Here is a 16,799-nt window from a genome sequence, read left to right as displayed (position 1 = left end):
ATAGAGAAATATGGTTTTCCCTATTCTACCAGATGGGATGTAGGTATTGAAAATCGATAATAGAGCCTCACAAAGATTCTTAATTATGGGTACAGCCATATCCCTGAAACCGTCATCACCGCTGGCAGTACAGCCTCGTCAACCGCTACATTGTCATACCAGCCGCCCACTGCAAGGTTCAGCACCAGATAAAATGACTCGTTAAAGGGCATAACCCCTGGCTCCAAGCAGCGCTCGGCAAAGCAATGTCCGTCTACCAGCCATCGAATCGAACTGGCGGTCCATTCCAGTGCATAATCATGGAATTCATTAATGGTTCCGCTTTCAAAATGGTGCGAGAACTCCTCGACGATTTGATGTTCCCAATCCTTTCCGTAGTGCAGTGTTCCGGATATTTGCTGAGGCAAGCGGCCTTTGGCTTCCATGATATCAATCTCGCCGGAAGCTGGCCAAGGTCCGTAAGCCTGTTCCTGCGGAAGCAACCAGATGGCAGGCCAAACCCCTTGCCCCACCGGCAGCTTTGCACGCACAACTAACTTCCCATAGCAAAAGGAAAAATGGTCCTTTGTATCCAAACGAGCCGAGGTATATGCAAAATTACGCCCATCCTTTCCAATGGATTCACTGCGTGCGCACAGATTTAAGCCAAATTCATCGATATACAGATTGCTGGAATGATCCGTGTAATACTGCTGCTCTCCGTTGCCCCAACCTGGGTCTATGGGATTACCCTCATTATCTAACAAGTCATTGCCAAGGCGGATATTCCATAGCTTCAAATCGGCATTTCTATCTAAGAAATTCTGTTCCCATATAGGTTTATTCATCCTTTGCACACTCCCTTCATTTAATCACAGCATACTTAATTTTTGCGGCTGGTCAAACAAATCTAAAAAAATGGGATAGGGTCGATAATCATGGGCTTTTTTTCCTATACGCTTTTTCATACGATGAAATAGAAAGGGGGCACGGAAAATGTTCCAATACAGAACGGAACAAATGAAAGCGCTTTTTAAGCAGTGGCAATTGCAAAGCATGGTTATCCCGGGAATCATCTGGATGTTTATCTTTTGTTATATCCCTATGTTTTGGCTCATTATTGCATTTATGGACTACAGCATCGCCAAACCCTTACTAGAATCACCGTTTGTCGGGCTGAAGCATTTTCAGGATTTTTTGACGGATGAGCGTTTTTGGCGTTCGATTCGCAATACTCTGGGGATGAGCAGCATCAAGCTGGTCCTGGGTTTTCCCATTCCTATCTTGTTTGCCTTGCTGCTGAATGAAATACGGAGTCTTCGATTTAAGCGAACGGTACAAACCATTTCGTACCTGCCGCACTTTATTGCCTGGACGATTTTTGGCGGCATTGCGCTCAATTGGCTGGGCGAGGGCGGTGTGATCAATCAGTTGATGATGGCGATCGGGCTCCAGGAACGCGAAATCCTGTTTAACAGCGACCCTAAGTACTTTTGGTGGATCACCTTTTTTACCGATACGTTAAAAGAAACCGGCTGGAGCGCCATTATCTACATAGCGGCAATATCCGGCATTGATCCGGGGCTGTACGAAGCGGCTGAGCTGGATGGCGCAAACCGGCGGCAACGGATGTGGCATATCACCATTCAGAGCATACGCCCCACCATCGCTATTTTGTTCATCCTCGCTGTCAGCGGGATACTCGGCAGTAACTTTGAGCAGATCTTTATGTTGAAGAACAATATGAACATGAGGATGGCGGAAAGCCTAGACTTGTATATCTACAACATGGGGTTGGTCTCCGGGCGCCATTCCTTCTCAACAGCCGTCCTGTTCGCCCGCTCTATTGTGGCGCTAGGTTTGTTGTTTTTGGCCAATCACACATCCAAAAAACTAACCGGCGACAGCATTTTTTAGAAAGGAGAGGACAGAGGTATGGAAAGACGCAAAAGATTTCGGCAAATTGGAGTATTTGAGGTCTGCAACACCCTGCTGATGCTGGCGGTTTGCTTTTTAACACTGTACCCGATGTGGTTTGTATTCATTAACTCGCTTAACGCGCCGCAGCAGGCATCCCTGGGCACCGTCAACTGGTTTCCCAAAGAATTATCGCTGGCCAGCTATAGTGTTGTGTTCAATGATAAGACAATGATGAACGGTTTTTACATTACCACTCTGCGCACAGTGATCGGGACAGCAACGCATGTGTTGTTTACCGCCATTATTGCTTACGGAATGAGCAAGTCTAATCTGATCGGACGCAAGCTGTATCTTAAAATCGCATTGGTTACGATGCTGTTCTCAGGCGGGCTGATCCCTACATTTATTCTGATGACGAAGCTGGGCTTATATGATAATTTTTGGATATTCATCATTCCCTCTATGTACACTTTTTTTAATATGGTCATTTTCATGAGCTTCTTCCGCACCATACCTGACAGCCTGGAGGAATCTGCGAAGGTAGACGGTGCTTCAGACTATGGTGTCCTGTTCAGAATCGTATTGCCCAATAGCATGGCTGTCATTGCGACTATATCGCTTTTTTCAGCCGTTTATCATTGGAATGATTATTACCAGGGGGTCATCTACATCCGTTCGCAGGAATTACTGCCACTGCAGACCATGCTGTACAAAATCATTGCGGAGAACTCTATGTCCTTCATGCAGCAGCAAGCTATGGCGCAATTCGGCGCAAGACTTCCCGGCAACTCTATTAAATTTGCATCCATGATGGTGGCCACACTGCCTATTCTGATAGTCTATCCTTTCATTCAACGCTATCTGGTCAAAGGCGTGATGATTGGCGCCATTAAGGGATAAGAGTGTGAGTGTCTAGAAACTGGTATACAAAAATTCAGAAGCAGCAAAGAAAGGATGATAATGTCATGAAACGCAATCTGATTAAGCCGGGGTTGACCCTCCTTCTGGCCGCAAGCCTGATGCTAGGCATAGCCGCGTGTTCCAATTCAGCGAATAGTGAAAATAAGCCAACACCACAGCCTACAGATAGTACACAGCCGCCGCAGAGTGAAGCAAAGCTCAATCCCGATGATCCGGCATGGAAGCTGGATACCAGCCCTGTTGATTTGACCTGGTTCGTAGGTGCTAACTGGTATGCCCACACTTGGGGAGACAGCTTGACCTCCAAGTACGTAACGGAAAAAACAGGCGTAAACATCAAGCTTGAAGTACCTTCCGGTGAAGCGAATGAGCATATTACCCTAATGATGACCTCGGGCAAGCTGCCAGACTTGATATCAATGGGTTCGTGGGAAACCGCTGTCAAAAAGCTGTGGGAAGGCGATCATGTCTACGCCTTAAATGAATTAGCTGACAAGTATGACCCTTACTTCTTCAAGGTGGCCGGGGACGGTACACTGAAGTGGTATCGTCAAGAAAATGGCAATACCTATGGCGTTCCGAATGATTCATATAGCCCCAACCTGATGCATGAAACTGGCATGACGGCCGCCAACCAGACTTTCCTGGTGCGAAAAGATTTGTATGAGGAGATGGGCAGCCCGGACCTTAGCACTCCAGAGGGCTTTCTGAACGCACTGCAACTGGTAAAGGATAAGTACTCCCAATATAAAGGCCAGCCCATCAGTCCCTTTTTTGCACAAGGGAACGTCCCTTACGGGATGACCGAATATCTGCAGAACCTACTGGCCGTTCCGCATGAGAAAGACGGAAAAGTATACGACCGCATTACCGATCCCGATTATATTGCCTGGCTAAAAACCTTCCGTACGGCTTACGAGCGCGGGTTGATTAATGTGGATTTCCTGGTAGATTCCGATACTCAAGTAGAGGAAAAAACAAACAACGCCCGCTATTTCATGATGGTCCGCGAGTGGACCGGTATGTCGGCTGTCAATCCTATGCTGGCTGCTAGCGGCAACCCGGACTCTTACTACATCGCAGTCGATGGGCCAAAGAACAGCAAGGGCGATAACCCTAAGTTATTCCCTGGCAACATGGACGGCTGGATGGTGACGATGATTAGCAAATCAACCGAAAACCCTGAACGAGCCATCCGCTTTTTGACCTATCTGGCCAGCGAAGAAGGCCAGCGAGATTTGTTCCTTGGCAAGGAAGGCGAAACATGGGAGATGGTGGATGGCAAGCCGCAACTGAAGCCTGAAATGGTAAAATTACTCGACACTGATATTGAGAAGCTGGAGAAAGAATACGGCATCATGGATACCTATTGGATGATGCGAAACCCTGTAATCGTCAACCAGTGGAGACCGGAGAAATCTCCTGTCATTAAGCAAATGGAAGACTTCGCCAATAAGCAGGCCGATATTGATAGCGGTATCTATAAGGGCTTAGATCCACAGGGCGATTCTGATGTGTCGGTAGCCTGGTCCCGTATTTCGCAAAATTGGGAGGAAGTACTCCCTGAGCTAATTACGGCCAAGAATGAGGCTGAATTTGATAAAATCTTCGACAATTTCCTTGACCGCCGCGAGAATTACAACTTTGGCAAGGTGATGGAATACCGCCAGGCTGAACTGGATGTGCGAAAATCCAAAATGGCAGAGTAATAATGCCCGTATAAAGATTACTGCCGGCCACCGAAAGGTTGGCCGGTATTCCCTTTTTCGCTTCTTTTAACCATTTAACAAAACAGCCTAGTTACCTACCGGGCAGTTTGTAATATATGGTATATTACAAGGGTAGGAGGCTACTTAAATGAAGTATCTGCTGACTAAAATGAAGAAGCTGTACCGTAATTCCCGCATCTCCCAAAAATTGTTTTTGGCCTTTAGCATGATGATTGCCATCCCTGCGATTGTGGTATCCTTTTTATTTATCCGCACACAGGAAAGTCAGCTGTACAAGGACGCTATGGCTACCGGCAGCAGTCATGTCTCAAGAATTAACGAACAGCTGCGCAGCAAAATGGGTATTATTGAGAACGCTTCCTCTACTGCGCTGAATCAAAAGGCTTTTGTAGATTTTATTCACTCCAATATGCGCGGGGATGGCCTGCGTCTCGTAAAATTTAGACAAAATCAATTTGAGCAAATGCATAATATCATTCAAAGCTACGAGATGATCAGCGAGCTCAGTTTCTATGTCGATAATCCAAACCTATTTGAGATTTGGCCTGAAATCTACCATTATGACAAGTTCTGGCCGAAGGACTACTGGGTGACTCTTCGTGAGGAAGGTGGTGCGGCATACCGCTTATTTGCTTTTAAAGATGGAGAGCATACGCTATCCTATTACCGGTTGGTACGTCTTCAGGGGCAACAGCAGAAACTCCCTACCATTATGGAAATCCGCGCCCAGCATAGCGTCTTTTTCAGTGACCTGCTTGAGGATAGCGGGGGGGATTTCTTTTCTGTAGTGATGGATGGAGCCGACTCTTCCCGATCTGTATACAATCCTGAGCATACTTTTTCTCAAAATGCCGGTGAAGAATTGGATAAAATTCTAGGCAGCATTCACCAGCAGCTGGATGTGCTGCAGCAGAGTAGCCCCATTAAGGTAAAGGTAGGCGACCATACTTACTACGCGTTGTATCGCTACATCGCCCCACTGAACGCCTATGTAGTGGATATTGCCTCTCATCAAGCGCTGATGAAAGGCCCACGAAGCTGGTATTTGCTCGTAGTAGCGATCACATTGTGTGTATTGCTGCTGATGTTACTGCTCGTTTCACATACCACTCGGCGCATTTTCCGCCGGCTCGACAGGGTGCTGGCTTCTATGCGCAAGGTGCGGCAAGGCCAACTGGATGCGAAAATTGATACCGGCCTGGATAAAAACGAAACCGGTGACGAAATCGACGAGGTGGCCGTCAGCTACAATAATATGTTGGACGAAATCAAACATTTGATGACCCAAGTGGTAGATAAGCAGCTGATCGCCAAAAATGCACAGCTGCACTCGCTGCATTCGCAGATCAATTCACACTTTTTATATAACGCGCTGGAATCCATCCGTATGCTCGCGGAGGTTCAGCGACAGCCGGCTATCGCGGAAGCGTTGGTGTCTTTAGGCTCACAACTGCGATACAGCATGCAATGGCGCAGCGATACGGTTGCGCTTAGCGAAGAACTTGCCAACATACACAGCTATGTCCGATTCATAAACTTTATGGAGGATGGCAGCATTGAGTTGACGGCCGATCTCCCGCAGGAGGTACTGCGTTATACAATTCCTAAAATGTGCATGCAGCCCATCGTCGAAAATGCCGTTCATCATGCAGCGCCCTCGGGCGGCAGCGTAAGTATCCAAATTACCGTATCGGTAGAAAATGACAGCCTTCTGCTAATTGAGATACGAGATGATGGCGCAGGTATTGACCCGGAAATGCTGTCCAGTCTGCAGGCTGTGCTGCGGGGCGACTCAGATTCACCGATTGTTACCAGCAAAAACGGACTGGGCTTGGAGAACGTGCATAAGCGCATACAGCTTCATTATGGTAAGGACTGCGGTCTTTGGATTGACAGTGTGCAGGGCGCCTATACTTGTGTAACCATACGTTTGCCTTGGGAAAATGTGAATCTTGGAGGATGGTAGGGCATGATCAATATTCTAATTGTGGACGATCAAAAGCACATTCGTGATGGGCTGCAGGCTATGCTGCGCCAATTTGCGCTGCAGCTGGACAATATTTACTGTGCAGTAAACGGAATTGAGGCCTTGGATATATTGAGTCAGCACAACATCCAACTGGTGATTACTGATATCAGGATGCCCGATATGGATGGACTGACGCTGATGGCGCAGAGCAAACAGAAGCACATCGAGGTAGATTATCTGATTATTAGCGGCTATAGTGATTTTGCCTATGCTCAAAAGGCCATCGAACTTGGAGCAAAGGGCTACCTGCTCAAACCTGTGAAACGTGAAGATCTGCAAACCGCAGTAGAACATGTAGCGAATGAGATAAAAACACGGCAGACGCTCTCGCGTAATATGGAGCATATCTCCCGCCGCGCCCGGGAGACAGACCGCAAAGAACTGAGTATGTTCATGCAGGGTGCAATGATTGATGAGGCGTGGGTTATCCAGACCCAGCAACAGAATCCAGAGTTGTGGAGTAATTACCGCCTGTGTCTGCTGCGGGAGGAATTATGGATTAACCAACCGGGAGCCGACAGTAGCCACAGCATGGAATCCCTTGCCTACCGTGTGTATGGCAGACGAGGGTGTATATGCCTGCAACACCGCCCGTACCTGATTCTCGCGGTTGATGCGGCCGTAGATACGGGAGCCTTCCCGGCCGCCCTCAAAGCAGGACAAATAGATGCCATTACTGCTATGACCAGCCCGCAGCAAGGATTGAAGGAGTTGCCCCGCAGCTATACACAAGCGTTGGAGCTCTATCGCCACAGTTACCTATTTCCAGAGAAGAGCTGCATCTTGCCAACACATATTGAGCGACTGGAGCAGCAGTGGGAGCTTCCCTATGAAGAGTTATACGCCCTGTTTCAGTTAATCGGCACCAAAAACAGCGGTACAATCACCCAAGGCATTTCTATGATATTTCACAAAGATACATTGCAACGCTATCACATCCAATACACACAGCAGCTATGCCGTGCCATTGTACAGATGCTGGAGGAATCTGTGCGTGTGATCCGCCCGTACATGGGGGAAGAAGCGCTGGACATCGAATGTTTACGAAATCTATTCGATTATCCGGGTATTCGCGATTATATTCAGGCGCTGCAACAACAGCTGCTTCGGCTGAACCAATTTTATTATGAATATAAGTGCAGCTATCGCAACTCGCAAGATTTAAATGAAGCCATACGCTTTATACACGAAAGCTATCATAAACCCCTGGATCTCGCGATGGTATCGAATCACGTGTCGCTTAATTATGCCTATTTTTCTAACCTGTTCAAAAAAAATATCGGCAAAGGCTTTGCAGAATACTTGCGCGATGTGCGCCTGGATAAAGCCCGGCGGCTACTGGCCGAAACCGATCATAAAATTGTAGAGGTAGCCACCATGGTAGGGTATGAAAGCTACAAAAGTTTTACACGATCCTTTCGGGATGTCATGGATATGCAGCCCACAGAATATCGGCAAATGATGCGCCGGAAGCACGACAGCGGGGAAAAGTACCGTGACACAGCGCTATAAATAATCAAAAGCCAAAAAATTGGGTTAGAACAAAAATAATTGTACCTTTTAGCTGATTATTATATTCGATAGAATAGAGATGTCCCTAAATGTAAGCGGTTTCGTTTCTTCATTATTTTATTAAAGGAGGGCAAGTATGAAACGACTTTACAATACGGAGAGTGGTTTTAAGCAGAAGGTATTTAGTTTGTTCTTAGCAGTAGTACTGTTAGCTGGGGTTGGCCTATTGCCGACTTCAAAGGTGCAGGCAGCAGGAACCACAGTTACCTCTATGTCTTACTTTTCAGCAGCAGACGGTCCTGTCATCTCAAAATCAGGGGTTGGGCAAGCTAGCTATGGTTTCGTCATGCCTACATTTAATGGGGGCTCTGCCACCTGGAATGATGTTTCCGATGACGTCGGTGTAAAAGTAAAAGTTGCTGGAAACTGGGTGGATATTGACAATGCAGGCGGCTATACCTACAACCAAAACTGGGGACACTGGAGCGACGGTGGCTTGAATGGCTATTGGTTCACTCTCTCCGCAACAACGGAGATTCAGCTATTCTCCAAGGCTAATGGAGTTACACTTGATTACACCCTGGTAATTCAAAACATAAACAAAACGACCATTACTGCTATGGCCCCTACACAAGGGCCGCAGATTACAGCAGGATTTACAGGAAGTGCAGGCTTTACTTATCCTACCTTCAACAATGATCCGGCCGTTACCTATGAAGCCGTAGCTGAAGATCTGAAGGTATATGTAAAACCTGTAAGCAGCAATACATGGATTGATATTGACAATAATGCAGCCAGCGGCTGGATCTATGATAACAACTTCGGACAATTCACCGAAGGCGGCGGCGGCTACTGGTTCACCGTAACAGAGTCTATCAACGTCAAGTTAGAATCGAAAACCTCAACGGCTAACGTCGTTTATACCCTCACCTTTAATAAACCGGTAAGAAATTCATATGTCTTAACTCCTTATGAGGGAACGACCTTTACCGCAGATGCAAAAGGTGTAATAGGTGTACCGCTACCTAAGATTGATGGGGGCGCTCCAATAGGCACTGAGCTAGGAAATTACGTATACCAAATTAACATCAACGGACAATGGGTTGCTATGAGTGATTCCAGCCAAAGCGGATTTGTATACGCCGGCAATGGCTATAACAACATGTCCGATGCCAACCAGTGGGGATATTGGGCTGACTATATCTATGGGCTTTGGTTCCAGCCCGTCCAAGAGGATGTGCAAATCCGTATTGGCTATCCATTAAATGGACAGGCGGGCGGAAGTGTCGGCAACAATTACGTCAACTATACCTTTATCGGTAATCCAGATGCCCCACGTCCGGATGTATCCGACCATGATGACATTGCCATCGGAACACCAAACGACACCGCGATAGAAGGCATGAATCTCATTTGGCAGGATGAATTTAACGGAACAGCGCTCGATACGAGCAAATGGAGCTACGAACAAGGTTATTATATTACTGACGATCCGAATAGCTGGGGCTGGGGCAACGCGGAACTGCAGCACTATACAGACAGTACACAAAATGTATTTGTACAGGACGGAAAGCTGAATATCAGAGCTTTGAACGATTCAAAATCCTTTCCACAGGACCCAAGCCGGTATGCCCAGTACTCATCCGGCAAGATTAACACCAAAGATCACTTGTCCTTCCAGTACGGCAGAGTAGATATTCGTGCTAAGCTGCCTACAGGTAACGGCGTTTGGCCAGCGCTTTGGATGCTTCCGGAAGATGCCGCTTATGGAGCGTGGGCCGCATCCGGAGAAATTGATATTATGGAAGCCAAAGGACGCTTGCCCGGCACGACCAGCGGGGCCATACACTTTGGCGGACAATGGCCTGTAAACAGATATATTGCTGGTGAATATCACTTCCCTGAAGGCCAGACCTTCGCCAATGATTATCATGTGTACTCCATGATCTGGGAAGAAGATAATATGAAATGGTATGTGGACGGCAAGTTCTTCTTTAAAGTCAGTAGAGATCAATGGTATTCCGTAGCTGCACCTAACAATCCGAATGCCCCATTCGATCAACCCTTCTACATCATTATGAATCTGGCGATCGGCGGGCACTTCGACAGCGGCCAAACCCCAGATCCATCCGATATTCCTGCAGCAATGCAAGTGGATTATGTTCGTGTCTATAAAGAAGGCAACAGCGAGAATCCGGTAAACGTACCCGTTACTGGTATTTCTCTGAATCAAACTACTGCGCAGGTGGAGGTTGGACAGACTGTGCAGTTGAACGCCAATATTGCCCCGTCTAATGCAACCAATAAGCAGGTCACTTGGACCGTATCAGGTACCAGCGTCGCTTCCGTGAATCCGAACGGTCTCGTGACGGGACTCACTCCAGGCACAACAACCGCAACGGCTACAACAGCCGACGGCAATAAAACAGCCCTCTCCACCATCACTGTTGTACCGGCAGAATCATCCGGTGTTATCATCGTCGGCGATGAGGTGCGGGGTCTGAAGAAAATAGGTGACGACCTGCTGTTCTATGTGAACGGCGCAACCTTTGCCGACTTACACTATAAGCTAAATAACGGTGGGCAGCTAAACGTAGCCATGACCCCAGCAGGAAACGGAAACTATACCTACCCTGTAAATCACCTGCAACACGGGGATACCATCGAGTACTCCTTCACCTATAATCCGGGACAAGGGGCCGTCGATTCCCCAACGCTCTCGTATATCCATGGGGTAACCCAAGGAACACCAGAATAAAGTAGTTGAACCCTAAGCAACTGCATGAACACGAATAGGCGAGGAGGAAGTGTTGAAGCTTCCCTCTCGCCTATTTTGTTGTTTCTACCGTGTTGCTGGTCTTCTCGGTGGAAGCTCAGCTAGCCTCATGATTATGGGCCGTCAGTTCATCACCTGACGCTTTCCGCACCTTCGCTCGCTTGCCTAAATTAACGCGTCGAAATGACCCTCCGCGTCCACCGTCGCCGTCCGGGGATCAGTCAGGCCGATGCCCTTGAGGCCTCCCATTCCTTCATTTCCCCAAAGGGGGAGGTGATCCTGAAGCGGAGAAGCAGGCACAAAATTTACGGAGGTGCTGCTCCCGCTTTTCTGTACCAGTTGGGACTCCAGCAGCCGGATTTGCCGCTGCAGCTGCTCCCGGCGATAAGGCGTCTGCATCTCACTTCCTTGTGCCGCATTCACTTTATCCAGTTCCATCATCAGCCGGTTTCGCTGTTTCTCCAGAGAACTGACATCACTCTGTGTACCGCCGTAGGCCGCAATGGTCTGTACGGAGCTGATGCCTGATACTGTCTGTGCCGCCATGATCTTTCCCCCCGTTTCCTTGGCTCCCAATCCAAAATCAGCCAAATTTGAAAGTTCTAATCATCTTTATTACCCGGCAGGCCCCGTCATGACAACATCACAGCCTCAATTGGAAAATAATCGTCGTATAGTCTCAGTCGGCCGCTTGTTTCAACCCTACCAAAGACCCACCGAAGGCTGGCTAAAGTCCCTTCAGAGCTCCCTTACTCGTCCTTCAACCGCCGCTGATAGAAAATGACAGACACTACTGTTAGCACAACCGTCCATACCAAATTAATGAGGAGTGGTTTCAATACATCGCCCGTCGTATAACCTGTATTGCTTAGACCCAGCAGATGCACAAGCTGACTGCTTGGCATGTAATCCAGCACTTTGAAGACCGGATAATCCTTCGCTAGTACTTCTCCCCACGGTGCCCCCATAAATATGAACGCCACAGGGAGTATAGATAATGAGGCTTCAAGCAACGTCTTGGAGAATAAGCCGCAGATCGTCCCGGCTGCAGTGTACAGAATAATCGAAAGAATGATTACTGCCACAAACGCCCATATATTAGCTGGCTCATAGCCAAATAATAATGTGGAAATAGCGAGAACAACAACAGACATGACAAAGACCAAACTGCTTTTACCGATTAGTACATCCATGGTCGTAGCCGGTGTCATCATTAATGACCGTAAAGTGTTACGCTCCTTCTCTTCCGCAATCAAGCAGGCTTGTGCGAAACATGTTAGCAATACAAACGAACTATTAAAAAGAAAACCGCTGGCTCCAGGTAAAGACGCACCTGCCCTCTTGAAAATCAGAGCGATAATAATAGGAAAAATCAGCATAATGGACAGCGCGTAGTTACGTGAAAACTCTTTGTAATCCTTCACAAATATCGCCCGGGCACGTTTGTATGAGATACTCATAGTAGCTCACTTCCTGTCATTTTAATAAAGATATCACCTAGACTTGGTTCTTTCATCTCTAACCGGTCAATTAGCCCCCGCTTCATCCAATCCGCGATTTGATCAGCCGCCCCCTCATCGATCGGGAGCTCGTAGGTTTCCCCATTGATTAAGTCCACACAAATTACGTTCTCCCGGTGCTGCCGCTTAAGTTCCTTTGGTGAGCCTATGGTTTGGATTTGTCCCTGATACAGAATCGCTACACGGTTGCATATCAATTCTGCTTCAGACATATCATGCGTAGTCAGAAAAATCGTTGTTCCTTTCTCATTTAAGTAGCGTAAGCCTTTATAAATATGTGCTGTGTTTACCGGATCCAAAGCCGAAGTTGGTTCATCCAGAAATAATAATTCCGGCTCATGGATAATCGCGCATGCCAGCATGACACGCTGACGCATCCCTTTGGATAAGAGGTTGGCTTTCTTTTTGCGCTCTCCGCTTAAGTTTACAAACTGCAGCACCTTGTCGACCGCAGATTTGGGAAGATCATATAGCTTACGATACAGCTCCAGATTTTCCTCAATACTTAACCTCTCATATAGACCACTGTTATCCGTCAAAATGCCAAAACGCATCTTCTGAGCAGACTGCTGCATCATCTCCGCTGGCTGGTCAAATACACTTGCCTGTCCACTTGTCGGATTTAATTGTGCCGTTAAAATCTTGATTAATGTTGTTTTGCCTGAGCCACTCGGTCCAAGGAAACCAAAAATTTCACCCTTAGGAATTGAAAAAGAAACATCTGCTAACGCATCTTTTTCTCCAAATCTCTTACGGATACGTTCTACCCGAATAACATTCATTAACTCCACATCCTTAGTGTTGATGGCTTAAACATATACAGATTACATGCTTCCTGCCATCAAAACGCGCCGAAATGTAGCTGTAAGCGCCTGAATGGTACCCTTTAAATGTTAAGAAGTGCTTTTAATTCAGACAATTTTGAACGGGATAACGGAACCACGGCATCTTGACCTGTATTTAATCGCAAGCTGTAGCTATTTTTCGTCCATGTAATAATCTCTCTTACTTTTTGCAGATTAACAATATAGGATCGGTGACACCTAAAAAAACCGAAATTTAATAATCTCTGCTCGAGCTCGGTCAGCGTCAGCGCACAGTCATAATTTTCACCGCCCACATGAACAAGGATTGACCCCTCTACACTTTCTATAAAATCAATTTCAGGCGGATTAAATAAAATCACTTTGTCATTTCTTTTGGTAGAGATCTTCTGCAAGGTTATATTGGCCTCGTCTTGTTTCTGTACTTCCTGCTTATCCTCGTCGAAGTCCCGAATATCCAATGGATGAAATCCCGATTCGTTCAACCGATAAATGGCATCACAGGAAATAAGGGCATCCTCTAAATTCGAAGTTAAAATTAAAATCTGCTTTTCTTGTGAAAGATCATCAAGAATCCGTTTGAGTTGACGACAATCTTGCTCTTCCAAGTAAAAATAGGGTTCCTCCAGTACAAGTGTAGGCTGATGCGCAAAAAATACACGCAGCAATGTCACATACATTCTTTTCGATGAGCTTAGATCCTTGATCTTTACCTTCCGTTCTTCCTTTAAAGCAAAATAATCTATCAACGAAGCGGCACGCTCATACCTCTCCGTTATTCTGATTAGAAAAGTGATTAGTTCCTCCACCGATAAACGCATATACTCGTTTTGCCCAGCCCGAAATAAATAATATTGGGAATGATCACCTAATTGATTCATTAAAAGCTGCTTTCGCTTCAAGTCCGTTATGATGCCAACCGATTGATTCGGTGTCATATTTAATTCGATCTTCGGTAGAAATAATTCCCCATTATAATAAATTGGTTGAAATTGCATGCCATCCTCCCGGTCAGTGCTGCTATAGGGTATACTTTTTCAATTTAGTTCCTGTTATTTCCTGCTCGATAAATACGATTTAGGTAATATTTAATGCAAATATAAGTCAAGGCATCTTCTAGTCATTTCTGCACATAAAAAAAGCCCAAGCAGCTTCTCCGCTCGGTGCAAGAGTACATTAATTAGTAATACGGTTCAGCGCAATTTCTGTAACAGCAAGTTTTGAATAAAGACCATCCCGATAAAAGGATAGTCTTTAGGGTCACTAATTTATTTTAATTGCCTCAATACAAAGCTCGATCCTCACTTCATTTCCGACTATAATTCCACCCGTTTCTAGAGGCGAGTTGAATTTCAATCCAAATTCATTACGATCAATACTGGCTGTTGAGTGAAATCCTACACGTTCCCGTCCGCGGGGGTCCTTGTTTAGTCCTTCAAAAACAGTATGAAAAGTAACAGATTGGGTTACTCCATGCAGAGTTAGATTGCCTGTAAGTTCATATTGCCGCTCACCAGCAAAGACACAGTTGGTGCTTTGAAATGCAATGGTTGGATACTTGGCAGCATGAAGGAAGTCGTCGCCCCTCAAATGTTCATCTCGTTGCGCTTGGCGAGTTGTGATACTATTTGCGTCTACGGAAGCCTGAATACCCATGGTTGTTAACTCGTTGGGATCAAAACTTAAGATAGCCTGGAAACGCTCAAATACTCCTTTGATTTTATTAATCATTAAATGCGTCACCGAAAACTCGACAGAGCTGTGGTCCGGATCCACTTCCCATTTGATATTACTCATGAATAAATTCCACCTCTATAATAAGATTATGAGCAAGGTCACCTATCTCCAAAACAATGCGCTACTCGCTATACACCTAATATACAAAAACGCTACTGACAACGTTGTGTCAGTAGCGTTTTAGCATTTTTGTGGCTTCCTCGTAAATCCGATTTCAGAATGGTTCCCCATTGAATCCGTAATTCCTTTTACCCAAATATCCACCATCGCAATAAACATCGAACTGTGTGTGAACAGTCATAATCTGCAACTAGTCGAATCTTTGCAGCGATTCAAATAAACGCCTTAAGTTATTCAATAAGCTGTTTTTTTCCTCCAGAGTCCAGTCATCCAAAGCTTCATGCAAAATTCGTTCACGGGTGAGGCTAATCATTGCATTGATTTCCTCCCCGCTTTTCGTCAATTCAGACACACGAATGCGGGAATCTGCACTTGATGGATACGTATGAACCACCCCCGCGTTTTCTAACTTATCGATTTGCCGGCTAACACTCGAATAGTTTTTTCCCATCATGGCGGCCAAATCACCAACACTAGTCGGTTGGAGATGCACGATGCCCACAAAGACACGAAAGGTTGCTGCCTCCAAATTTACGCCAGCATTAGCAATCATCTTCTTATCGCGGTCTGGCCTATTGATAATGGAAACTAAATCGATCAGCGCTTTAAAAATATCGTTTTCCATTTTATTTCACCCTTACAACAGGACGAGGCATTAGCGGGGCATTCCAGGCCTCTTCAATATCTTCTAAAGCGAACTCTTTTGTGGTAATTTTTATCTTCCCCTCGGCGGCCATTTCAAAGACACCTCTAACAGCGGATAGCATATCAGCTTTGGAAACACTCTTATCTCCGCTACCTACGAGTTCGATTGTTGATGAGCGTAAAAGAGATGAAGGTAAATGAATGCTTTCTTGGCCAGATGAAGTTCCAATGCTTACAAAACGGGTTGAACGATCCGTTTCCGCCTTAGCAAGAGCTGACATGATGGCGAGTGCGCTGTCGCCCCAAAGATAATCCAATATAACATCAACACCTTCAGCAATAACTGGCATTAGGGCGTTTTCAAACATTTTTTGACCGTTGTCGGCTGTCATATCAAATGCAATGGCCTCATCAGCTTCAAGTGCTTGCAACTTTGATTCGTTGCGTCCTGTTACAATGACCTTATTGGCCCCCAGACCCTTAGCAATCTGAACTGCTAAACTACCGGATGCACCAGTAGCGCCATTAATCAATACAGTTTGACCGGATTTAAAACCAGCTCGAAATACCAATGCAGCCCATGACGACATAGCAGGGTTGGCGATAGCGGCAGCAGTGAGATCATCAATACCATCTGGTAAACGGACAGTCAGCTTTTCGTTGACGATTGTTTGCTCAGCCAAACTGCCATATGGTGCAGTAGGCAGCGCAAAGTAAACACGAGACCCATCTTTCAAAGTTCCTACACCGTCGATACCGGCTACAATTGGAAAGTTATCTTCAGAAGAATAGTGCATACCCATTGAACGGAACTTGCTAACTCGACTCAAGGCTGTGGCCGTAACGTTAATTATAACTAGCCCATCTGTCCCAACGGGTGAATCACAATGACCCATTACGGGAATCGTCCCCTTATCCTTTACGATTGCTGCCTTCATATTTACACCCTTCTTCCACCCCATATTATGTGCATATTGCACATAATAAAGTATAACAAAAATTATGTGCAATATGCACACTTTATTTGGAATCCATATCCAAACGCACGCCCATTAGCTTATTTCCAAAAGAAACGGCTGGTCAGGT

General features: G+C 46.1%; 14 protein-coding genes. 6 read left to right on the top strand and 8 right to left on the bottom strand.

What is annotated here, in order from left to right:
- Positions 1-83: 83 nt before the first annotated feature.
- Positions 84-827: a glycoside hydrolase family 16 protein gene (locus tag MHH63_RS24525; RefSeq protein WP_076191524.1), complete on the bottom strand. Its 744-nt coding sequence runs from the start codon at positions 825-827 to the stop codon at positions 84-86.
- Between the two features lie 148 nt (positions 828-975).
- Here MHH63_RS24525 and MHH63_RS24520 point away from each other — a divergent pair, with 148 nt between their 5' ends.
- The 6 genes from MHH63_RS24520 to MHH63_RS24495 all read left to right on the top strand — a co-directional run bounded on the left by MHH63_RS24520 (position 976) and on the right by MHH63_RS24495 (position 10,849).
- Complete coding sequence (locus tag MHH63_RS24520) at positions 976-1,896, top strand: ABC transporter permease (RefSeq protein ID WP_076124267.1); 921 nt, start codon at positions 976-978, stop codon at positions 1,894-1,896.
- 18 nt (positions 1,897-1,914) lie between these two features.
- Positions 1,915-2,799: a carbohydrate ABC transporter permease gene (locus MHH63_RS24515; protein ID WP_038573901.1), complete on the top strand. Its 885-nt coding sequence runs from the start codon at positions 1,915-1,917 to the stop codon at positions 2,797-2,799.
- Between the two features lie 65 nt (positions 2,800-2,864).
- A complete protein-coding gene (locus tag MHH63_RS24510; protein ID WP_341172189.1) occupies positions 2,865-4,529 on the top strand; it encodes an extracellular solute-binding protein in 1,665 nt (554 codons plus the stop codon).
- A gap of 148 nt (positions 4,530-4,677) precedes the next feature.
- Positions 4,678-6,516, top strand: a complete 1,839-nt coding sequence (locus tag MHH63_RS24505; protein WP_341172188.1) for a sensor histidine kinase — start codon at positions 4,678-4,680, stop codon at positions 6,514-6,516.
- Between the two features lie 3 nt (positions 6,517-6,519).
- Complete coding sequence (locus MHH63_RS24500; RefSeq protein ID WP_076181764.1) at positions 6,520-8,091, top strand: response regulator transcription factor; 1,572 nt, start codon at positions 6,520-6,522, stop codon at positions 8,089-8,091.
- A 136-nt stretch (positions 8,092-8,227) separates the two neighbouring features.
- Positions 8,228-10,849, top strand: a complete 2,622-nt coding sequence (locus tag MHH63_RS24495) for a family 16 glycosylhydrolase (protein WP_341172187.1) — start codon at positions 8,228-8,230, stop codon at positions 10,847-10,849.
- A 183-nt stretch (positions 10,850-11,032) separates the two neighbouring features.
- On the opposite strand, the gene MHH63_RS24490 is transcribed toward MHH63_RS24495, so the two are convergent.
- From MHH63_RS24490 to MHH63_RS24460, 7 genes are all read right to left on the bottom strand, one after another.
- A complete protein-coding gene (locus MHH63_RS24490) occupies positions 11,033-11,413 on the bottom strand; it encodes a hypothetical protein (protein WP_340394775.1) in 381 nt (126 codons plus the stop codon).
- A gap of 203 nt (positions 11,414-11,616) precedes the next feature.
- Positions 11,617-12,327, bottom strand: coding sequence for an ABC transporter permease (locus MHH63_RS24485; RefSeq protein ID WP_341172186.1), 711 nt, complete (start codon positions 12,325-12,327; stop codon positions 11,617-11,619).
- Complete coding sequence (locus tag MHH63_RS24480) at positions 12,324-13,169, bottom strand: ABC transporter ATP-binding protein (RefSeq protein ID WP_076278213.1); 846 nt, start codon at positions 13,167-13,169, stop codon at positions 12,324-12,326. The genes MHH63_RS24485 and MHH63_RS24480 overlap by 4 nt, the downstream gene beginning before the upstream one ends.
- Positions 13,170-13,273: 104 nt before the next feature.
- Positions 13,274-14,209: a LytTR family transcriptional regulator DNA-binding domain-containing protein gene (locus MHH63_RS24475; protein WP_340011658.1), complete on the bottom strand. Its 936-nt coding sequence runs from the start codon at positions 14,207-14,209 to the stop codon at positions 13,274-13,276.
- A gap of 265 nt (positions 14,210-14,474) precedes the next feature.
- Positions 14,475-15,008 (bottom strand): YceI family protein, encoded by a 534-nt coding sequence (locus tag MHH63_RS24470; protein ID WP_076181754.1) that lies wholly within the window; start codon positions 15,006-15,008, stop codon positions 14,475-14,477.
- Positions 15,009-15,258: 250 nt separating this feature from the next.
- Positions 15,259-15,693: a MarR family winged helix-turn-helix transcriptional regulator gene (locus tag MHH63_RS24465; protein ID WP_341172185.1), complete on the bottom strand. Its 435-nt coding sequence runs from the start codon at positions 15,691-15,693 to the stop codon at positions 15,259-15,261.
- Position 15,694: 1 nt separating this feature from the next.
- A complete protein-coding gene (locus tag MHH63_RS24460; protein ID WP_341172184.1) occupies positions 15,695-16,651 on the bottom strand; it encodes a quinone oxidoreductase family protein in 957 nt (318 codons plus the stop codon).
- Positions 16,652-16,799: the final 148 nt, after the last annotated feature.

This window comes from Paenibacillus sp. FSL H3-0310 (assembly GCF_038002785.1).
Classification (GTDB): Bacteria; Bacillota; Bacilli; order Paenibacillales; family Paenibacillaceae; genus Paenibacillus_AQ; species Paenibacillus_AQ odorifer.
This window is presented reverse-complemented; position numbering and strand designations above follow the sequence as displayed.